The 20,884-nt window shown below is 62.3% G+C and carries 17 protein-coding genes; 12 read left to right on the top strand and 5 right to left on the bottom strand.

Annotated elements, in window-relative coordinates:
• Positions 1–2: 2 nt before the first annotated feature.
• The 3 genes from ACM6I6_RS02230 to ACM6I6_RS02220 all read left to right on the top strand — a co-directional run bounded on the left by ACM6I6_RS02230 (position 3) and on the right by ACM6I6_RS02220 (position 4,227).
• Entirely contained in the window at positions 3–1,340 is a 1,338-nt protein-coding gene (locus tag ACM6I6_RS02230; protein ID WP_414919301.1) for a DUF1329 domain-containing protein, read from the top strand.
• Between the two features lie 155 nt (positions 1,341–1,495).
• On the top strand, positions 1,496–2,845 hold the full coding sequence (locus ACM6I6_RS02225; protein ID WP_414919300.1) for a DUF1254 domain-containing protein: 1,350 nt from the start codon (positions 1,496–1,498) through the stop codon (positions 2,843–2,845).
• Positions 2,842–4,227 (top strand): DUF1254 domain-containing protein, encoded by a 1,386-nt coding sequence (locus ACM6I6_RS02220; RefSeq protein WP_414919299.1) that lies wholly within the window; start codon positions 2,842–2,844, stop codon positions 4,225–4,227. The genes ACM6I6_RS02225 and ACM6I6_RS02220 overlap by 4 nt, the downstream gene beginning before the upstream one ends.
• 104 nt (positions 4,228–4,331) lie before the next feature.
• Here ACM6I6_RS02220 and ACM6I6_RS02215 read toward each other — a convergent pair whose 3' ends face one another.
• Positions 4,332–6,305, bottom strand: coding sequence for an alkyl/aryl-sulfatase (locus ACM6I6_RS02215; protein WP_274076871.1), 1,974 nt, complete (start codon positions 6,303–6,305; stop codon positions 4,332–4,334).
• A 137-nt stretch (positions 6,306–6,442) separates the two neighbouring features.
• On the opposite strand from ACM6I6_RS02215, the gene ACM6I6_RS02210 reads away from it, so the two are divergent.
• From ACM6I6_RS02210 to ACM6I6_RS02180, 7 genes are all read left to right on the top strand, one after another.
• Positions 6,443–7,111, top strand: a complete 669-nt coding sequence (locus tag ACM6I6_RS02210) for an ABC transporter ATP-binding protein (protein WP_414919298.1) — start codon at positions 6,443–6,445, stop codon at positions 7,109–7,111.
• A gap of 1 nt (position 7,112) precedes the next feature.
• A complete protein-coding gene (locus ACM6I6_RS02205; RefSeq protein WP_414919297.1) occupies positions 7,113–9,584 on the top strand; it encodes an ABC transporter permease in 2,472 nt (823 codons plus the stop codon).
• Positions 9,574–10,647, top strand: coding sequence for a lipocalin-like domain-containing protein (locus tag ACM6I6_RS02200; protein WP_414919296.1), 1,074 nt, complete (start codon positions 9,574–9,576; stop codon positions 10,645–10,647). The genes ACM6I6_RS02205 and ACM6I6_RS02200 overlap by 11 nt, the downstream gene beginning before the upstream one ends.
• 115 nt (positions 10,648–10,762) lie before the next feature.
• Complete coding sequence (locus ACM6I6_RS02195; protein ID WP_274076875.1) at positions 10,763–11,005, top strand: hypothetical protein; 243 nt, start codon at positions 10,763–10,765, stop codon at positions 11,003–11,005.
• Between the two features lie 10 nt (positions 11,006–11,015).
• Positions 11,016–11,183 (top strand): hypothetical protein, encoded by a 168-nt coding sequence (locus ACM6I6_RS02190; RefSeq protein WP_274076876.1) that lies wholly within the window; start codon positions 11,016–11,018, stop codon positions 11,181–11,183.
• An 86-nt stretch (positions 11,184–11,269) separates the two neighbouring features.
• Positions 11,270–11,851 carry a hypothetical protein gene (locus tag ACM6I6_RS02185; protein WP_274076877.1) on the top strand — a complete coding sequence of 194 codons (582 nt, stop codon included), beginning with the start codon at positions 11,270–11,272 and terminating at the stop codon, positions 11,849–11,851.
• A 386-nt stretch (positions 11,852–12,237) separates the two neighbouring features.
• Entirely contained in the window at positions 12,238–12,915 is a 678-nt protein-coding gene (locus ACM6I6_RS02180) for a type 1 glutamine amidotransferase domain-containing protein (protein ID WP_274076878.1), read from the top strand.
• 103 nt (positions 12,916–13,018) lie between these two features.
• Here ACM6I6_RS02180 and ACM6I6_RS02175 read toward each other — a convergent pair whose 3' ends face one another.
• The 3 genes from ACM6I6_RS02175 to ACM6I6_RS02165 all read right to left on the bottom strand — a co-directional run bounded on the left by ACM6I6_RS02175 (position 13,019) and on the right by ACM6I6_RS02165 (position 16,940).
• Positions 13,019–14,398 (bottom strand): VOC family protein, encoded by a 1,380-nt coding sequence (locus tag ACM6I6_RS02175; RefSeq protein WP_414919295.1) that lies wholly within the window; start codon positions 14,396–14,398, stop codon positions 13,019–13,021.
• Positions 14,399–14,509: 111 nt separating this feature from the next.
• Positions 14,510–15,466, bottom strand: a complete 957-nt coding sequence (locus ACM6I6_RS02170; RefSeq protein ID WP_274076880.1) for an alpha/beta fold hydrolase — start codon at positions 15,464–15,466, stop codon at positions 14,510–14,512.
• A gap of 22 nt (positions 15,467–15,488) precedes the next feature.
• Entirely contained in the window at positions 15,489–16,940 is a 1,452-nt protein-coding gene (locus tag ACM6I6_RS02165) for an NAD(P)/FAD-dependent oxidoreductase (RefSeq protein WP_323609249.1), read from the bottom strand.
• Between the two features lie 192 nt (positions 16,941–17,132).
• Here ACM6I6_RS02165 and ACM6I6_RS02160 point away from each other — a divergent pair, with 192 nt between their 5' ends.
• Together ACM6I6_RS02160 and ACM6I6_RS02155 are read left to right on the top strand one after the other, a co-directional pair.
• Positions 17,133–18,206, top strand: a complete 1,074-nt coding sequence (locus ACM6I6_RS02160; RefSeq protein ID WP_274076883.1) for a diguanylate cyclase — start codon at positions 17,133–17,135, stop codon at positions 18,204–18,206.
• Positions 18,207–18,359: 153 nt separating this feature from the next.
• A complete protein-coding gene (locus ACM6I6_RS02155; RefSeq protein ID WP_323609250.1) occupies positions 18,360–19,595 on the top strand; it encodes a M20/M25/M40 family metallo-hydrolase in 1,236 nt (411 codons plus the stop codon).
• Positions 19,596–19,983: 388 nt separating this feature from the next.
• Here the strand turns inward: ACM6I6_RS02155 and ACM6I6_RS02150 are convergent, their stop codons facing one another.
• Complete coding sequence (locus tag ACM6I6_RS02150) at positions 19,984–20,853, bottom strand: isocitrate lyase/PEP mutase family protein (RefSeq protein WP_274076886.1); 870 nt, start codon at positions 20,851–20,853, stop codon at positions 19,984–19,986.
• Positions 20,854–20,884 lie beyond the last annotated feature (31 nt).

Here is a 20,884-nt window from a genome sequence, read left to right as displayed (position 1 = left end):
TTATGCGTATGCAATTGTGCGTGCTGGCCCTGGCCTGCAGCGTCGGCCTGGCTCAGGCCAAAGGCACCGATTCGGCTGCCCTGGGCAAAAACCTGACGCCCATGGGCTCGGAAATGGCGGCCAATGCCGACGGCAGTATTCCGGCCTGGAGCGGTGGCCTGGCGAGCAACGCCGGGACGGTCGACAGCAAGGGCGGCTACAGCGATCCCTACGCCGCCGACAAGCCGTTGTTCACCATCACCGCGCAGAACCTGGCGCAGTACCAGAAGTTTCTCAGCCCCGGGCAAATCGCCTTGTTCAAGCGCTTTCCCGACAGCTACAAGATGAACATCTACCCCAGCCATCGCAGCGCCAACCTGCCCAAGGAAGTGCTGGCGGCCAGCCGCGACAACGTCGCCAGGACCAGCATGGCCGACGGCGGCAATGGCTTGCACGACTATGCGCGGGGCATTCCGTTTCCGCTGCCCACCGAAGGCCTGGAGGTGATGTGGAACCACATGACCCGTTATCGCGGCGGCAGCTACGAGCGCATCAGCAGCGCCGCACTGGTGCGTGAAAACGGCGCCACCAGCTACGTGCGCAACCAGTCGCTGATCAACTTCGCCGACACCGTGGGGGGTCTGGAATCGGGCTCGAACATTCTGTTCATGTTCAAGAGCCGGGTGCTGGAACCGGCGCGCCTGTCCGGTGAAGCGGTGCTGGTGCATGAACCGATCGACCAGGTGGCCGAGCCGCGTTCGGCGTGGCAATACCTGCCGGGCCAGCGCCGTGTGCGTCGCGCGCCGATGATCGCCTACGACAACAGTGCCCGCTACAGCAACGGCCTGATCACCGCAGACAACATCGACGGCTACAACGGCGCGCCGGATCGTTTCGACTGGAAGCTGGTGGGCAAGCAGGAGCTGTTCATCCCTTACAACAGCTACAAGATCGGCAGCCGTGACCTCAAGTACGACGATGTGATCAAGCCCAACCACGTCAACCAGGACCTGGCCCGCTACGAGAAGCATCGGGTGTGGGTGGTGGAGGCCACGCTCAAGCCGGGCGCCCGGCACATCTACGCCAAGCGCCGGTTCTACGTGGACGAGGACAGTTGGCAGATCGCCCAGTCGGACCAGTACGACAGTCGCGGCGAGCTGTGGCGCAGCGGTGAGCTGCATGCGATCCAGCAGTACGACCACGGCTTCACCTACAACGTGCTGGAAACTTCCTATGACCTGATCTCCGGGCGCTATTACGCCGGTGGCCTGGCCAACGAAGAAACCGAACCGATGCGCGTCGGCTTCGCCGCCAAGACCGACGACTACACCCCGTCGGATCTGCGGCGCTGGGCCAAATAACCCGAAGTCACCGCAAACCCAATGTGGGAGCGGGCTTGCTCGCGAAGAGGGGGTGTCAGTCGACTGCGATGTTGTCTGACACACCGATTTCGCGAGCAAGCCCGCTCCCACAAGGGAATGGTGTTTGCTGTCGTTTATCTGCAAGGAGACCTACCGTGCGCCACTGGATATCCGCACTCGCCCTGGGCGCAAGCCTGGGCACCGTTCACGCTGCGACCCTCGATCAACCGCAGGCCAAGGCGCTGGCGCAGGAGGCTTATGTGTTTGCCTTCGCCACCGTCGAGCACGACAAGGTGCTCAGCGCCATCGCCGCCAAACTGCCGTTCAACCGGCTCTACAGCGAGCCGCGCCTGCTCGGCCCGCAGGACAACAAAGTGGTGTCGCCCAACAACGACACCTTCTATTCCCGCGCCTTGCTCGACCTGCGCGGCGAACCGCAGGTGCTGCAAGTGCCGGCGGTGCAGGGGCGCTACTACAGTTTTCAGTTGATCGACATGCGCACCGACAACCTCGACTACATTGGCACCCGTGCCACAGGCAATCAGGCCGGGCGCTACCTGATCGCCGGGCCGGACTGGCAGGGCGATGTGCCCGCCGGTTTCAGCGGCGTGATTCGCTCGCCGAGTCGACTGGTGTTTTTGCTCGGGCGCACCGAAGTCAAGGGCGAGGCCGACCAGCAAGAGGCGGCAAGAGTACTGACCGGTTATACCTTGCAGCCACTGTCCAAGGTGCTGGGCGGGACCTCTCCCGAGGTGCTGCCCTCACTGCAACTGCCGGCTTATCAGGACAGTAAACAGGGTGCGGCCGAGGCACTGTTCAACACCTTCAACGCCCTGGCGCCATTGCACCGATGGACCGCCCGCGAACAGGAAAAACTCGCGCGCTTTGCCGCCATCGGCATCGTGCCCGGTGCGGCGTTCGAGGCGCCGGCAGGACTCGGCGCAGCGATCGCCCAAGGCGCGGAAGCCGGCCGCGAACAGGTGCGCGCCGCGTCCAGCCAGCTCTCGGTAGAGCAACAAGGCTGGTTTCGCTCACCGACCAACGTCGGCAAATTCGGTGACGACGACCTGACCCGGGCGGCGGTGGCCTGGCGCTACATCTACGCCAACGATGCCGTGGAAGCGGTGTACCCGATGGCGCTGCACGATGTGCAAGGCCAGGTACTGGACGGCCGCCATGTCTATCGCCTGCATTTCCCGGCCGGGCAATTGCCGCCGGTGAATGCCTTCTGGTCGCTGACCTTGTATGACGGCAAGACCCAGTTGCTCGCAGCCAATGCGATCCAGCGTTACGCCCTGGGCGATCGCAGCCCCGACCTGCGCCATGACGCCGATGGCGGATTGACCCTGCTCCTGCAAACCCACGCACCTGAGGCGGCGCAACAGGGCAACTGGCTACCGACGCCGGAAGGTCCGTTCAATTTGCTGTTGCGCCTGTACCTGCCCAAGGCCGGAGCGCTCGATGGCAGTTATCACTTACCCACCATCGTGAGGGTCGAGCCATGAACGGGATCTTCACCCGTCGCCGTTTGTTGGGCTGCATGGGCGTACTGGGCGGCAGCCTGATGTTGCCACGGGGACTGTTCGCCGCCGATTCCGAGGACCTGCGGGGCATTGCCCGGGAGGCGTGGATCTACGCCTACCCGATGCTCATGCACTACCAGACGCTGGAAAAACAGCTGCTAAACCCCGCGGCGCCGGAGTACGTCGGCGGCTTCAATCGCTTCCGTCACTACAGTGAGTTGTACACGCCGAACAACCGCGAAATCGTCACGCCGAACAACGACACGCCTTATTCCTGGGCCTGGCTCGACCTGCGTAGCGAACCGCAGGTGTTGAGCGTGCCGGCGGTCGCCGACGACCGCTACTACGTGCATCAACTGGTTGACCAGTACACCCACAATTTTGCCTATGTCGGCGTGCTCAGCACCGGTCGCGGGGCAGGGGACTACCTGATCGCCGGGCCGGATTGGCAGGGGCCGACACCGGCCGGGATCAAGGCGGTGCTGCGCAGCGAAACCGCGATCGTCATGGTGCTCGGGCGCACCGGGCTGCGAAGCGCCGACGACTTGCCCGAGGTGCGCGCGTTGCAAAAGCAGTATCGATTGCGCGCCTTGCACGAATACACCGGCGGACCCTCGCCCGCTGTGGCGCCGGCGATTGTCTGGCCGGAGTGGGACAGTAAAACCGGGTTGGGACCGGACTTTATCGCGGTGCTCAATCACCTCCTTACGCTGTGCCCGACGCAACCGTCCGAACAGGCTTTGCGCGCACGTTTCGCGCAGATCGGCATCGTGCCCGGTCAGGGTTTTGATCTCTCGGTCTTAGCCGCGGATGAGCGTCAGGCACTGATCGCCGGCATCCAGGATGCCCAGGCTCAACTGCAAGCGGCAGTGGCGCGGGTGCGTAGCACTGTCGGCCTGTTTGGCAACCGCGAGGCGATGCGGGGCAATTACCTCAACCGCGCCGTCGCGGCCCATGTCGGCATCTACGGCAACAGTGTCGAAGAGGCGTTCTATACCGGCACCCGCCAGGACAGTCAGGGGCAGCCATTGCAGGGGGGGCGGCGTTATCGACTGCGTTTCGCGCCGGGGCAACTGCCACCGGCCAGCGAGTTCTGGTCATTGACGTTGTACGACTTGCCGGACCGGCAGTTGGTGGCCAATCCGATCGATCGTTATTGCTTGAGCAGTCGGGATCGCTTGCAGGTGGATGGCGATGGTGGGTTGACGTTGTTGATGCAGACCTCAGCCCCGCAGGAACAGAGCAACTGGTTGCCGACGCCGGCGAGTGGGGCGTTTACCCTGGTCCTGCGGTTGTACGGGCCTGAGCGGCAGGTGATCGAGCAGCAGTGGCAGATGCCTGTGGTTGCAGCGGTTTCTGTGTAATCCGATAGACCGCTTTCGCGAGCAAGCCCGCTCCCACATTGGACCTGTGTCATACACCGGATCGAGTGTGGGAGCGGGCTTGCTCGCGAAGGGCGCGACGCGGTTTACGGCGTAACGATATTGAACTGCGGCCCAAAGGTGTCGAGGCTGCCCATCAACTCCCCAAGCTTCTTGCCATTCCCTTGCAGCTTGACCAGGCCCTTCTGTATCGCTGTCGGGAAATCCAGCTGCTTGAGGCTGATCTGTTCAAGCGTCGCCTTGCTCATGCTGACCCCGGCATCGGCCTCAGGGTTGAGCCCAGTGCGGTGGGTGAGTACGCCATTGCGCAGGGTCAGGTTGAAGTCCCTGTTCGGTTCTTCGAAGCTCCAGTTCACCGTCATGTCATGGCCGACGGCCTTGTCGCTGTCCAGGCGAATCGCCAGGAAGTCGAAGAACATTTCCGGGGTCATCGCGCGCACCATGTCCACCGACACCGAGGTGCCGGCATGTTGCGGCACGCCATTGCGCAGCTCCATCGCCCCGGTCAGGTACATGTTGCGCCAGGTGGCGTTCTCGCTCTGATAACCCAGTTGCTCCAGGGACTCGGCCTGCGCCTTGCGCGCGTCGCCGTTGTCCGGCTCGCTGAACAGCAACTGATTGCCCAATTGCGCGGCCCAGCGGTAGTCACCCTTTGCCATGGCGGCGCGCATCTTCTCCAGCACGGCCGCGCCGCCACCCATGGCCTCGACGCTGCGCTTGGCTGTCTCCACCGGCGGTAGCGGATTGAGGTTGGCCGGGTTGCCGTCGTAGAACCCCAGGTAGCGCTGGTACACCGCCCGTACGTTGAAACTCAGGGAGCCGTAGTAACCACGGGTGTACCACTTCTGGTCCAGCGTCCCCGGCAATTTCTTGATGGCGTCGGCGACTTCCAGCGGCGTCAGGCCCTGGTTCAGCAGGTGCAGGGTGCGGTCGTTGAGGAAGGCGTACATGTCGCGCTGGTCGGCCAGGAAGGTGCGAATCCGCTCGCCGCCCCAGGTCGGCCAGTTATGCTGGGCGAACAGCACGTCGCTCTTGTCGCCGTAACGTGCCAGGCTGCTGTCCAGGTACTGCGCCCAGGCCTTGGCGTCACGCACTTGCGCACCGCGCGGGGTGAGGATGTTGTGCATCATTTGCGTGGCATTTTCCGCCATGCACAGGGCACGCAACTGTGGCAGGTAGAGGTTCATTTCCGCCGGGGCTTCGGTGCCCGGGGTCAATTGGAACTCCACGTCCAGACCGGCAATGGTGCGGGTTTCCAGTTCTTTTTCGATCAGGTCGGTGGGCGGGATCAGGGTGATGGTGCCACCGCTTGGCGTGCTCTTGCCCAGACCAGCGTCCACCTGGCCTCGTTCGCCACGGGGCAGCAGGCTGCCGAACTGGTATTGCGCCCGGCGGCTCATGGCGTTGCCGGCGAACACGTTCTCGCTCATCACGTGTTCCATGAACCCGGTCGGCGCGAACACCTTGACCTTGCCGGCCTTGACGTCGGCCTCGTCGATCACCCCGCGCACGCCGCCGAAGTGGTCGACGTGGGTGTGGCTGTAGATCACCGCCACCACGGGTTTGCGCGGGCGATTCCGGTAATACAGGTCGAGTGCCGCCTTGGCGGTTTCGGCCATGGTCAGCGGGTCGATGATGATCAGCCCGTCGTCACCTTCGATGATGGTCATGTTGGCCAGATCCAGGCCGCGCACCTGATACAGCCGTGGGCTGACTTCGAACAACCCGGCATGGGCACTGAGCTGGGCCAGGCGCCAGAGGCTCGGGTTTACCGAGTCGGGGGCCTGGTCCTTGAGCAGGAAGTCATAGGCCTGGACGTCCCAGATGACCTTGCCGGCCGCGTCCTTGACCTGGCCCTTGAACGGCGCGATCAAGCCCTTGCCGGCCGACTCGAAATCAGTGCGATCGCTGAAGGGCAGTTGTTGCAGCACGGCGCTGTTGCTGGCGGCAGTCTGCGCGCTGGCCGCCACAGGTGCATCGGCGGCATAAACCGATTGCGCGAGGCACGCAGTGATCAGGCAGGCCAACAGGCCGCGGGGGCTCAAAGTGAAACGAGGCATGGCGTCTCCGTTTTTTATCGTTATGGTTAGACCAGCTTCGAGGGTAGGGCGGTGGCCGGGCAGTGCCACAATCGGCGACGGACAAAAACCATTCCGGGCCGCTATCCTTGGCCCACGCTCATCGAACGGGTTCTCCCATGCTTGAAGTCCAGGGTGTCTTCAAAAGCTACGCCACCCCGCAAGGCCCCTTGCCGGTGTTGCAAGGTGTCGACCTGACCCTCAAACCCGGCAGCAGCCTGGCGTTGATGGGCGAGTCGGGCAGTGGCAAGAGCACCTTGCTGCACCTGATCGCCGGGCTGGACAAGGTCGATCGCGGCAGCATCCGCAGCGGTGAATACCGGCTGGAGCAGATGAACGAAGGGCAACTGGCGAGCTGGCGGCGCAGTGAAATCGGCCTGGTGTTCCAGCAGTTCAACCTGATCGGCAGCTTGCGGGTGGAGGACAACCTGGCGTTTCAGGCGCGCCTTGCCGGCCGCCATGATCCGCGCTGGCAGGCGCATCTGGTGCAGCGCCTGGGCTTGGGCGATTTGCTGCGGCGCTATCCCGAACAGCTCTCCGGCGGCCAGCAACAACGGGTCGCCTTGGGCCGGGCCCTGGCCTCGCAACCGAAGTTGCTGTTGGCCGACGAGCCCACCGGCAGCCTCGATGAAGGCACCAGCGACGAAGTGCTGAAGTTGCTGCTGGAGCTGCTCGACGACAGTCCGACGACCCTGCTGATGGTCACCCACAGCCCCAGCGTGGCGGCGCGAATGGCCGAAAAGGTGGTGCTGCACGGCGGTCGGCTGGCGACTGTGGACGAACGCTGAGATGCGCATTTTTCGCGAAACCCTGCGCGCGCTGCTCAGTCATTGGCGACAGCACCCGGTGCAGTTTTTCAGCGTGCTGACCGGGCTGTGGCTGGCCACCAGCCTGCTCACCGGGGTGCAAGCGTTGAACAGCCAGGCGCGGGACAGCTATGCCCGGGCCAGTCAGCTGATCGGCGGCGAACCCCAGGCCAGCCTGAGTGCGCCCGCTGGCGGGACTTTCCCGCAGCAGTGGTTTGTCGACCTGCGCCGCGCCGGTTGGCCGGTGTCGCCGGTGTTGCAGGGGCGAGTCACGCTCAAGGGCCATGAGGACCAGCGCCTGCAACTGATGGGCATCGAGCCCGTGTCGCTGCCGGCCGGGGCCGAGGTGGCGGGGCGGGCATTGGCCATCGAGCAGGTTGTCGAGTTTTTCACGGCGCCGGGCAGCGCCTGGATTTCACCGCAGACCTTGCAGAGCCTGGGGCTGACGGAAGGGGAGCGGCCGTTGGCCTTGAACGGCCAGGCCCTGCCGCCGCTGCACGCTCAAGCGGATATGGCGCCGGGGGTGTTGCTGGTGGACATCGGGTTTGCCCAGCAGATTCTCGGTTTGCCGGATCAGTTGTCGCGTCTACTGTTGCCCAAGGATTTCACCGCGACGCTGCCCGATCCGTTCAAGGGGCAACTTCAGCTCAAGAGCAGCGGCGAAGAGAACAATCTGGCGCGCCTCACCGAGAGCTTTCACCTGAACCTGGACGCCCTGGGGTTTCTCTCATTCGTGGTCGGTCTGTTTATCGTGCATGCCGCGATAGGGCTGGCGCTGGAACAGCGTCGCGGTTTGCTGCGGACCCTGCGCGCCTGCGGGGTCAGCGCGCGGATGCTGATCACCTGTCTCGCCGTCGAACTGGGCGGCCTGGCCTTGATCGGCGGCGTGGCCGGGGTCGTCAGCGGTTATCTGCTGGCCAGCGTGCTGCTGCCGGATGTCGCCGCCAGCCTGCGCGGCTTGTACGGCGCCGAAGTGGCGGGGCAGTTGAGCCTGAGCCCGTTGTGGTGGCTCAGCGGCGTCGGCCTCAGCCTGTTCGGCGCGGCACTCGCCGGTGCCAACAGTCTGTGGCGTGCAGCGCGCTTGCCGTTGCTCGCCCTGGCCGATCCGCAGGCCTGGCATCAGGCCCATGCGCGCTGGTTGCGTCGTCAGGGTTGGGTGGCGGCGCTGGCCTTGGCCATTGCGTTGCTGGCCTTGCTGCGCGGAGATAGCCTGGCCAGCGGTTTTGTGCTCATGGCCGCGTTATTGCTGGGGGCTGCGCTGGCGTTGCCGGTGGTCCTCAATGCCGTGCTCAATGGGCTGACCCACCGCAGTTCTTCGGTGCTCGGCCAGTGGTTCGTCGCCGATTGCCGGCAGCAACTGCCGGCCTTGAGCCTGGCGCTGATGGCGCTGCTGCTGGCCCTGGCGGCCAACATCGGCGCCGGCAGCATGACCGCCGGTTTCCGCCAGACCTTCAGCAACTGGCTCGAACAACGGCTGACCGCCGAGCTCTACCTCAATCCCCAAAACCCGGCCCAGGCTCGGGAGATGCACGACTGGCTCAAGCAACAACCGCAGCCGACGGCGGTGTTGCCCAACTGGCAGGTCTCGATTCAACTGCAAGGCTGGCCGGCGGATGTCTTTGGCGTGATCGATCACCCGACCTATCGCCAGCACTGGCCGTTGCTTGAAGCCCTGGACGACAAGCCCTGGGATCGCCTGGCAGCGGACGATACGCTGATGCTCAGCGAGCAACTGGCGCGGCGCTTGAAGGTCAAGCTCGGCGATCACCTGACGATCGCCACGCCCAACGGTCCCTGGTCGCCGCGCATCGTCGGGGTCTACGCCGACTACGGCAACCCCAAGGGCCACCTGCTGGTCAACGTCGAGCACTTGTTGCGCGGCTGGCCGCAACTGACGCCGAACCGCTTCAACCTGCGCATCGAGCCGGCATTGATAACGCCGTTCGTGACCGCGCTGCAGGCACGCTTCGCCCTGGAAGACAGCCGCATCGTCGATCAGGCCCGGCTCAAGGGCTGGTCGACGCAAGTGTTCGAGCGCACCTTCGCCGCCACCGCCGCGCTCAATAGCCTGACCCTTTGCGTGGCCGGCGTGGCGCTGTTCATCAGCCTGCTGACGCAAAGCCAGAGCCGTCTCGCGCAACTGGCGCCGCTGTGGGCGCTGGGCGTGACGCGCCGGCAACTGATGCTGCTCAACCTCGGGCAAACCTGGCTGCTGGCGCTGCTGACCCTGGTGCTGGCGTTGCCCTTGGGCATCGCGCTGGCCTGGTGCCTGGACGCGGTGATCAACGTCCAGGCATTCGGTTGGCGCCTGCCGCTGCAGGTGTTTCCCCTGCAATTGCTCCAGTTGATGGCGCTGGCGTTGCTGGCGACCTTGCTGGCGTCGGCGTGGCCGCTGTATTCGCTGTATCGCACGCAACCGGCGGACCTGCTGAGGACCTTTGCCCATGAGGATTAAGCTCGGGCTCTGCCTGGCCGCAGCGCTGCTCGCCGGTTGCGATCAGCCGGCGCCAGATGAAAAGGGCTTCGCCGGCCTCGGCAATCAAGCGGCCGCGTTTACGCCCGTCATGCCTGGTCGGGTGTTCAGCTTCCCGGCGGATCATGGCCCGCACGACGGTTTTCGCATCGAATGGTGGTACGTCACCGCCAACCTCAAGGATGAGCAGGGCCGCGAGTTCGGCGCGCAGTGGACGCTGTTTCGCAGTGCCTTGAAAGCCACGCCCGAGGCGTCCGGCTGGAGCAACCAGACGTTATGGCTGGGCCACGCGGCGGTGACCTCGGCCTCGGTGCATCACGCCGCCGAGCGTTATGCCCGTGGCGGCGTGGGACAGGCCGGGGTGAGCCTGACGCCGTTCAACGCGTGGATCGACGACTGGCGTTTCAGCAGTCAGGCAACGGGCGCCGATCCCCTGGCGGATCTGCAACTCAGCGCCCGCGACAAGGCGTTCAGCTATCAACTGCACCTGACCGCGAACCGACCGCTGGTGCTCCAGGGCGACAAGGGTTTCAGTCAGAAATCCGAACAGGGCCAGGCGTCCTATTACTACAGCCAGCCGTTTTTCCAGGCCAGCGGCACCCTCGAGATCGACGGCCAGCGCTTTCAGGTCAGCGGCCCCGCATGGCTCGACCGGGAATGGAGCAGCCAGCCCCTGACCGCCGAGCAGAGCGGTTGGGACTGGTTTTCCCTGCACCTGGACAGCGGAGAGCAGGTGATGCTCTATCGCATGCGGCAAAAGCACGGCGAACCGTACCTGACCGGCACCTGGATCGACGCTCGGGGCCAGACCGAAATGCTCAATGCCGACGAGATCCGCCTCACCCCACAGGACACCGCCCAGGTGGCCGGGCGTTCGATGCCCGTGCGCTGGTCGATCCAGATCCCCGGCAAACACCTCGACATCGTCATCAGTGCGCTGAATCCCAATGCCTGGATGGATTTGCGTATTCCCTACTGGGAAGGGCCGGTGCGTTTGAGCGGCAGCCATGGCGGGCAGGGGTATCTGGAAATGACCGGTTATTAGAATCAAAAGATCGCAGCTTGCGGCAGCTCCTACATCTTTCGTCTCCTCCCAATCAACCGGAACTCCACGCGGCGTCCACCCCTCTACCGTACGAATGCCTCTGCTGGAGCCCGCCATGCGCGAAGACCTCACACCGCCCGACCTTGACGCGTGGCAGCGCCTGTTCGAAGACGAGGCGTACTGGCAGCAGTCCCCCGACTCCTATTACATGGATTTGCAGCGTCTGGCCGACGATCTGTTGGGGCAGGGCGCGATCGATCTCGAACAATGGCAGGCGCTCAAAGCCCGGGCGGAGCAATCCCACAAAGACTCCCCGGCGATCAACGTTGCCCGGGAGCTCGACGATCCCGAAGCCTGAGGAGCACCCCATGAAACCCACCCCTGATAGCGAAAACCCCGACGAGCCACGGCCACCCGGAGAAACCGAGCGCGACAATGACGCCCTGCGCCCCACCGATCCGACCCGGCGCAAGGAAAGCGGCAAAGGGACGACCAGCGGCGAATCCACCGCGCAAGAAACTGCGAAGAATCCCTGATCAGCGTCTATGCTCATCCCTCAAACGGCGTTGATCCTTCGCTTCAACGCCGTTTGTCATCCTCCATCACAGGGAATGTTCTGCCTATGAAACTCAACGCACTGACCAAAGCCATCACCCTCGCCACCTTGCTGTCTGCCGCCAGCTTTAGCGCTGTTGCAGAAGACATTCCGTTGTCCGCCGTTGTGGAAGCTGATCAGATCAGCACCAAAGTCGTTTCGGTCGATGCCGCCAAACATCAAGTGGTGCTTGAAGGGCCGGAAGGTCGTCAGGTCCATGTGCAACTGACCGACAAGGCGAAAAACCTCGACAACCTCAAGGCCGGCGACCAGGTCGACATCAAGGTCACCCGCTCAGTCGCGGCCTACCTCGATACCGACGTCGACAAAGGTTTGCCGGGCAGCTCGGAGCGAGCCGGTGAAGCCCGCAACGCACCCGGGAACGTCCCTGGCGGCGAAGCTTATCGCCAAGTGCAAGTCCAACTGCAAATCACCGACATCGACCTGAAGAAAAACCAGGTGTCCTTCAAAAACCCGCAGGGGCAGACCAAGACCATCACGGTCGAAGATCCGAAAGTTCAAGCCAAGCTCAAGGACCTGAAAGTGGGGCAAAGTGTCTTCGTGACATACACCGACGTTCTGCAAGTGACGACCAAAGCCAAAAGTTGAGTGTTCTATCCATTGATTGTTCCTGTACAACTTTTGTATAGGAACAATCAACTACTTTGGTCGAACTGGTGGGTTTAAGTTGTTGGTTCCGAATTGTATTTCAGGTGAAATATTATAAAAGTTCGTATCAACAAATTTCATGTTTCAAGCACGGACATATCCATAAACATCAATTAAAATACACCCCGTTCGCCCAGTGTCAGGGTTCTTTACCAGTGCATGGATTGCCGAGGCCATAGCACTGGGCGAACTCTTTTCTCGACAGACGACTGCATTTTCAATCGAATGAAAGGCGCAGTTGTTGCTCTGCAATATTTCCCCCGGGTTTAAACTTGTAACTGATAGTTATCTGTTTGCCTGCAGCCCCGAGATGGAGTGACGACGACATGAAAATCCTGATGGTTTTAACGTCCCACGATCAATTGGGTAACACCGGCAAGAAAACCGGCTTCTGGCTGGAAGAATTCGCTGCACCCTATTACGCCTTCAAGGATGCCGGCGCACAACTGACCCTGGCCTCGCCCAAGGGCGGCCAGCCACCGCTGGACCCGAAAAGCGACGAGCCGGACGCGCAAACCGAGGCCACCGAACGCTTTCGCCAGGACCCTGCGGCGCAATCCGCATTGGCTTCGACCGTCGTGCTGGGTACGGTGAAGGCCGGGGACTTTGATGCGATCTTCTATCCAGGCGGCCATGGACCGCTCTGGGACCTGGCTGAAGACCGTCATTCGATTGCGCTTATCGAAGCCTTCTACAACGCCGGCAAACCGGTCGCCGCCGTCTGCCATGCGCCGGGTGTATTGCGTCATGCCAAGGGCGCCGACGGCCAGCCATTGGTCAAGGGCAAGCAGGTGACGGGGTTCACCAACAGCGAAGAAGAAGCGGTGCAACTGACCAAGGTCGTGCCGTTCCTGGTGGAGGACGAGCTCCAGGCCAAGGGCGGGATTTTTTCCAAGGGGCCTGATTGGGCGAGCTACGTGCGAACCGATGGGCTGCTGCTGACGGGGCAGAATCCGGCGTCTTCACAGGCCACGGCTGAAGCGCTGTTGGCAAAATTGAAATGATCACTTTGTAGGAGCCGGCTTGCCGGCGAAGGCGTCTTCGAACATTGCGTAAGTCTCGCGGACGCATTCGCCGGCAAGCCGGCTCCTACAGGGGGGGTGTTGTTCAATTAACCAATGTGGCAAGACACTGCTCGATCGAGCGCTGTTGGGTTTGTGCGTACAACTGCAGTTCGTCAATGGTCGAACGCCCCAGGGCTTTTTCGAACGCCTGCTGGTTGGAGTGCTCGCCATAGTGGCTTTGCGCGGCATCCCCCAGGTTTGACTGGAAAATCCCCGCCGCACTGACCGGCAGGAAGTCCTCGTACACCAACGGCTCAACTCGCAGATACCCGCCGCTGACCAGGTCTTCGAGGCTCAAGGTTTTCAGGTCAGCCGCAGCCAGCCCTTTTTCCGTCACAAAGTAGCGAAAGAACGCCAGTTCCTGTTGGAGCATGCCCTCATGGGTGTCAGGAAATTCGCTGAAGTGCTGGGCCATCAATTCGTTGTAGCGGGTGGCGTTGGCTTCGTTGGGGAAGTCCTTGAGTTCGTCCCGGGCGGCATTGAGCAAACGGTCGTACAGCGCCCGGCCCTTGGGTGTCAGGGCCGCGCCGCGTTGTTCGATTTCCCCGAACCGGGCGCTGTGGCTGCCGCGCGTGTCGGATTGATCGGTGAACGCGATCGGCTCGTCCAGTGCCTTGAAACTGGTCTGGCGCAGCAGGATAGGGCACTGACGGCGGGGCGGACCTTCGATCACCGCTTTGGGGGTGATGCCGTGCGCCGGCATTTGCGCCTGGACGATGTCGATGTCCAGGGTGCGCGGCGTCAGGTGATTGATGTGCGGTCCCTTGAACGCCACCACATCGGCAATCAGCCGATGCTGGGCGCTGAGTTGCTGGTATTGCCCGGCGGTGACAGTGGCGCTGTGGTGCCAGCGGAAGGTTTCCAGGGCCTGTTCGACGAACTCGTCGGCCTCTTTTTCGCTCAGGCCTCCCTGGGTTTCGGCGCGGTCGATGAGGGCGAGGGCAGTGGGGGTGAAGATCGAACGCTTGTCCAGCACCGACTGGGCAAAGGCCCGCAGCTCGAGGTCTTCGATCAGCTCCAGGCGCAACAGCGAGGTGAACACCCGGAACGGGCTGACCTGCAGCGACGCCTCATGCACCGCACGGAAAGCGGTGGAATGCACCGGCACCCCGGCCGGGGTCAGGTCGTAATAACCCACCGGCTGCATGCCCATGACCGCGAACAGGCGAGCGAGGGTGGCCAGTTCAGCGGCGGTGCCGACCCGGATGGCCCCGTGGCGCTCAAGGTCGAGGCGCTCGATTTCCCCGGTGCTGTTCAGCTGTCGGGCCACTTGCGGGTCGTTGTCCAGCACGTGGCGGTTGGTCTGTTCCACCAGTTCCATCAGCGCGCCGTACAGCGGCACTTCTTCGCGGTACATGTCGGACATCGCTTTGGAAAAGCGTTGGCGGATCAGGTCGGGGCTGACGAAGCTCGGGTGGCTCATGAATACAATTCCTGGCGCGTGGACGTGAAGGATGTGAGAAAAGATCGCAGCCTTCAGCGACGCCGGCAAACGAAGTTTCTGACGAACTTCATTCTGCAAAGGACTGCCAGCTCAGTGCAGTCGTTGATCCTGCGGGCTTTCCGAGCGCAGCGATGCCAAAAACTCCCGATACAGGTGGGCCGAACCGGCAGGCGCTTCGACCATCGGCATGTGCCCGATGCCTTCCCATATTTCCACCCGCAGATCCGCCAGACCTTTGCTCCAGATGGCCACGCTGCTGACATCGATCAAGCGATCCTTGCGCCCCCACAGCAACAGCGCTGGCGCCTTGATCGCCGGCAGTTTCGGTTCCATGGGCGGGCTGGCGCGAAAATCGCGAAAGATTTCTTCCAGTTCGTCGCGCGACTGTTGATAGCGATGGGCGATGGCGTCGAGTACCACGCGCGGCACCCACGGTGGTTCGGCCATGGTCATGCCATAGAAATATTTGAACTCTTCCCGCGAGTGAATCAGGAACGGGTTGTGGCCCTTGGCCAGATGCCGCTCCAGGTCACTGGGTTCCGGCGAGGTCACCCCGGCAGGGTCGAACAGGGCGAGCGAGGCAATGCGTTCCGGATAGTTGGCCGCCAGCCAGGCGGCGATGTAGCCGCCCATCGAGTTGCCGATGACATGCACCTTGTCCACCCCGCAGACGTCGAGCAACTGGATCATCCGCTTGGCCTGCAGCGGGATGTCATAGCCGCCACCGGCCTTGAAGCCGGTTTCGCCATGCCCGGCGATGTCGGGAATGATCACCCGGTAGTTGCCGACAAAGTGCCGGGCAAAACGCAGCCACAGGTTCTTGTCGGCACTGAAGCCGTGCAGCATCAACACATTGCTGGACGCCTCATACGGCCCGCCTTGCCAGGTCGAGACAGTCATCTCGGGGATGGGCACGACGATCTTGTGCAGTTTGTACAACTTGGCCTCGACGGCCACGCTCAAGTCATACAGCCAGTACCCGATGGCCGGGTAGCTCAGCCAGCTCCAGGCGGCGAACACCGCGATAGCGACAACCAGTAAAAGCATCAGGCGCCTTCCTTCTATCTGATCAGGACACGATGTGATCGGCCGGTTTCAGGGTTCGGGTCAAACGGTGAAAGCTGAAACTGAACCCTGGAAACATGGCAATCACATGACCGCTCTTGCTTTGATACCAACTGTGGCAGCCTCCGGACTTCCACACCGTGCGCTGCATTTCTCTATGGATCATTTCAGTGTAGGTACGTTCTGCCTCGGGGCGTACTTCTATGCTGCGCAAACCGCGTGCTTTTAACGTGCGAATGCAATCGAGGATGTAATTCATCTGCGATTCGATGATGAACAGCGCCGATGTATGGCCGATACCGGTGTTCGGGCCGGTGACGATAAACAGGTTGGGAAAGGCCGGCAGGCTGGTGCCGAGGTAAGCCCTGGGGTACTGCGCCCAGACGTCTCTGAGGCGGATGCCGTTTTTTCCGCTGACGGGGTAGGAAATCACCCCGTCGGTGGCGTCGTAACCGGTGGACCACACGATCAGGTCCAGGTCGATGTGCTGGCCGTCCTGCATGACGATGCCGCTTTCATCGATGGCTTTGATGCCCTGTTCGCGGCTGTGCAATGTCACGTTAGGGCGGCCCAGCGCAGGATAAAGCGTACTCGACAGAATCACTCGCTTACAGCCAATGGTGTAGTCCGGTGTCAGTTTTCGCCGCAGTTCGGCGTCCGGCACCTGGCGCTTGAGGAAGCGCAGGGCCTGATGTTGTACCACGCGGATGGCCGGTTTCGAGTATTTGAAGGCAATTACCCGGGTTTCAAATTGCCAGTAGATCAGCCAGCGCAGCAGCTTGTAGGCCGGTTTGAGCCCGAGCAGCCAGCGCTGGAAGCGGCCGAAGGTGCGGTCGGCCCGTGGCAGCACCCAATGCGGCGTGCGCTGGAACACATGCAGCTGCTCGACGTGCGGAGCTATCGCCGGTATCACCTGGGCAGCACTGGCGCCACTGCCGACGATGGCCACGCGCTTTTGTCGGTAATCGTATGAATGATCCCAGTTGTTGGTGTGAAAGCTCTTGCCCTGAAAGCGTTCCCGGCCTTCGAAATGCGGCACCACCGGTTGGCTCAAGGGCCCGGTGGCATTGATCAGGAACTGCGCATGAAAGGTGCCCTTGGCGCTGTGCACCGCCCATTGTTTATGCACGTCGTCCCATTCGACGCGCTCGACATTGGTTTGCAGTTCCACCCGGTCCCGCAGGTCGAAGTGCTCCATCACGTAGCGGGTGTAGCGGTGCAGTTCAGCCTGTTCGGCGAACATCTGCGACCAGCGGTAAGGAGCGAACGACAGCGAATAGAGCGGCGAGGGCACGTCGACCGCGGCGCCCGGGTAGGTGTTCTGGCACCAGGTGCCGCCGAAGAAATCCCTTCGTTCCAGCAGGCGAAAGTCGGTGATGCCGGCCTTGAGCAAATTGACCGCCGCGCACTGGCCGCCAAAACCGCTGCCGATGATCAGTACTTGAAAGGTCTGCATGGGCCTCCTGTTCAGCGTCGTGAATCAATCCTTATCTTCATGTATAGCCGTTTCTGCAGGCGTAACGAATTTGCAGGCGAGGGGAGTTCGCCCCGCCAGCCGGTGATGGCTATTTGACGTTGCCCTGTTAGACTTCGGGCACACCTGCTATCCCGGTGTGAACAGGTTTCGTTCTGTGGTGCAGAGGTCCCAATGGGAAAGAAGGGAGGAAAAGGACTTTCACTGGCCAGGAGGCTCTACACATCGCGCGTCCTCGGCCTGGTATTGGGGCTGATATGCGTGGCTGTGGCGATGTACCCGCTGAACCCGGCAACCTGGGTATGGGGGCTCATGTTGTTCAACGGCCTGCTCTGGCCGCACCTGGCCTATCAATGGGCGCGTCGGCGCGAGAGACCCTACCACGCCGAACACCGCAACCTGCTGGTCGACGCGTTCATGGGCGGCTTCTGGGTCGCCGCGATGCAGTTCAATCCGCTGCCCAGTGCAACGACCATTTCCATGATGGCGATGAACAACGTGGCCATCGGCGGACTGCGTTTTCTTCTGGCGGGCACGGTCGCGCAGGTGCTCGGGATTGGTGTCGGCTGGTTGATCTTCACGCCGCTGTTCATCCCTGAAACATCCCAGCTGCAGCTCTACGCCTGCTTGCCCCTGATGTGTTTTTACCCGCTGGCGCTGGGCCTGATCTGCTTTCGCCAGGCGCATACCCTCGGCCAGCAAAAGCGTGAACTGCTGGCCCTGAGCCGTACCGACAGCCTGACCGGCCTGCTCAATCACGGCGCCTGGAAGGATCAGCTGGAAATCGAGTTCCAGCGCTGCCAACGTCAGCATCAGGGCGGCGCTATCGCGCTGATCGACATCGACCACTTCAAGAGCATCAATGACACCTACGGCCACGTGGCCGGTGACCTCGTGCTGCGCCAGCTGAGCAAGATGCTCAAGCAGAACCTGCGGGCCACCGATGTGGCCGGGCGTTATGGCGGCGACGAGTTCTGCGTGATCCTTCCCGACCTGCCCCTGAACAGCGCTGCCGCGGCCATGGACGCCCTGCGTGACCGCTTCGCAACCCTGGGCTACGAGCAGAACCCGGCCCTGAAAGTCAGCCTGAGCATCGGCCTGGCGGCCTTCAACACCCGCCACAGCGACGCGACCCTGTGGCTCAACGACGCTGACCAGGCGCTGTACGAGGCCAAGACCACGGGGCGAAATCGGGTTATCTGCTGCAGCAATGACCGGCCTCAGCACGAATTGCTCGATTCGGTCTGACCCTCACCGCAATCCCTGTGGGAGCGAGCCTGCTCGCGAAGGGGCCGTAGCATTCAGTATCGATACCCAGGCACATGTGTGTTCCTTTCGGGATGGAGCTGTGCCGCCTGGTCAGGTAGGGTTCCTGTCCCGACACGCATCAAGGATCCGATCATGACGCTAAAACTGTCTCGTTCGCTGCTGGCCGCCAGCCTGGCCCTGGCCCTCGGTACCTTCGCCCCCGGCGTATTCGCCGAGCCTCATGCACAAGTCCTGGCCCACGCCGAGCAATACAAGGGGGAAGCCTTGAAGCTGCTGGAACGGTTGGTGAATATCGACTCCGGTTCCGGCTATGAACCCGGCTTGACCCAGGTCGGCGACATCGCCATCGAAGAGTTGAAAAAGCTCGGCGCGACCATTGAGCGAGTACCCAATACCCCGGACAAAAGCAGCCATGTCATCGCGACCCTCAAAGGTACCGGCAAGGCGAAAATCCTGCTGATGGCGCACATGGACACCGTGTTCAAGCAAGGCTCCGCTGCCGAACGTCCGTTTCATATCAAGGACGGTCGCGCCTACGGGCCGGGCGTGATGGATGACAAGGGCGGCATCGTAGCCGGCATCTATGCCCTGAAAGTGCTGAAAAATATCGATTTCAAGGACTATGCGCAGATCACATTCCTGCTCGACGCCAGCGAAGAAACCGGCTCGGACATCGCCACTGATCTGATCAAGAAAACGGCCAAGGCCCACGACGTAACCCTCAACCTCGAACCCGGTCGCCCGGCGGACGGTCTTGTGGTGTGGCGCAAAGGCAGTGCCACGGCGTTGGTCGAAGTCAAAGGCAAGGCCTCTCATGCCGGTGTTGCGCCGGAACTGGGGCGCAACGCGGCCATGGAAGTGGCGCACCAGATCCTGCAGCTGGGCAAACTGGGCGATGAAGCGAAGAAAACCACCATCAACTTCACCGTGCTCAATGCCGGCGACCGCAAGAACGTGATTCCTGATCAGGCAACGGCCGCGGCGGACGTGCGCGCAGCAGTGCCGGAGGAATTCGACCGGATCGAGAAAGATCTGGCACGGGTTTCCCAGGACAAGCTGATTGCCGATACCGAGGTCACCACGACGCTAAAGCGTGGATTGCCACCGATGCCACAAACCGCCGAATCCGATCGACTGATGGCCATGGCCCAAGGCATCTACGGTGAAATCGGCCGCAAGTTGACGGAGGAGGGCAGCGGAGGCGCGGCTGATGCCAGTCTCTCGGCCAGCGTCGGCACGCCGACGCTGGATGGCTTTGGAATTGTCGGCGGCAATATTCATACGCCAGAGGAATACGCCGAAATCGACAGCGTCGCGCCACGGATCTATTTGCTGTCGCGGATGATTATGGAGTTGGCCAGCAAATAGGCGTCTTCGCGACAGTTGTCGTGCTGGCTTGCCAGCGAAGGCGGTGTGTCAGGCGACGGAGGTGTAGGCTGTGCTGGCGTCTCGCTGGCAAGCCAGCTCCTACAGGTTTTTTGGGTGTTGCCGGGATTTGTGCCTGGCGGTGATCCCCTGTAGGAGCTGGCTTGCCAGCGAAGGCGGTGAGTCAGACGACGGAGGTGTTGGCTGTGCTGGCGTCATCGCTGGCAAGCCAGCTCCTACAGGTTTTTTGGATGTTGCCGGAATTTGTGCCTGGCGGTGATCCCTTGTAGGAGCTGGCTTGCCAGCGAAGGCGGTGAGTCAGGCGACGGAGGTGTTGGCTGTGCTGGCGTCATCGCTGGCAAGCCAGCTCCTACAGGTTTTTTGGGTGCGATTACTCTTTGACGTGCATGAACTCTTCCGCCCAACGGATGTATTCCTCCGGCTGGGTGTAGGTATGCGTCAGTTCAGTCGCGCTCAGGTCCGATGCCTGGGTAAAGATCTGACGCTGTTCGCGCAGGCTGTCGTACGTCGCCTTGATGGCGGCGAAGTAGGCACCGTGGCCGTCGATGACGACGCGCACGCCCAGTTCGGCCAGGCGTTTGTCGTCACGCAGCAATGGATTGCCGTAGGTCACCAGCATCAGCGGCACGCTCAGGTGCTCGGCGATTTGTTCCAGATGGTCGAAATCCTTCACCCCCACCATGCAGATGCCATCCGCACCGGCGGCCTGGTACTGCTTGGTGCGGCTGATGATCTCCTGGACCGGCAGAATGCCCGCGTGGGTGCGGGCGATGATGGCCATTTCCCGGTCACACCGGGCTTCCAGTGCCGCACGAATCTTGCCGACACCTTCGGCGACCGTGATCAGGTCCGTGGACTTGCGGCCAAATTGGGCTGGCAACAGGGTGTCTTCGATGGTCAGGGCGGCCACGCCGGCCCGCTCCAGCTCGACGATGGTGCGCATGACGTTGAGTGCGTTGCCGTAGCCGTGGTCGGCGTCGGCGATCACCGGCAATTGGGCGACGCGGCCGATACGGGTGGCCTGTTCGGCGAACTCGCTGAGGGTGATCAGGGCAAAATCCGGGGCGCCCAGTACCTGCAATGACGCGACCGAGCCACCGAGGATCCCCACCTCGAACCCGAGGTCTGCGGCGATGCGTGCCGACATCGGGTCGAAGACCGATGCGGTGTGATAGCAGGTGTTGGACGCGAACAGTTGACGAAAATTGCGGCGCAAATCTTGATGAGAAAGCCTGGACATATGAGTTCCACCAATGGAAATGGAAGGGCTT

Origin of the sequence: Pseudomonas sp. IT-P218 (assembly GCF_949767605.1) — a bacterium.
Taxonomy (GTDB): Bacteria; Pseudomonadota; Gammaproteobacteria; order Pseudomonadales; family Pseudomonadaceae; genus Aquipseudomonas; species Aquipseudomonas putida_AE.
This window is presented reverse-complemented; position numbering and strand designations above follow the sequence as displayed.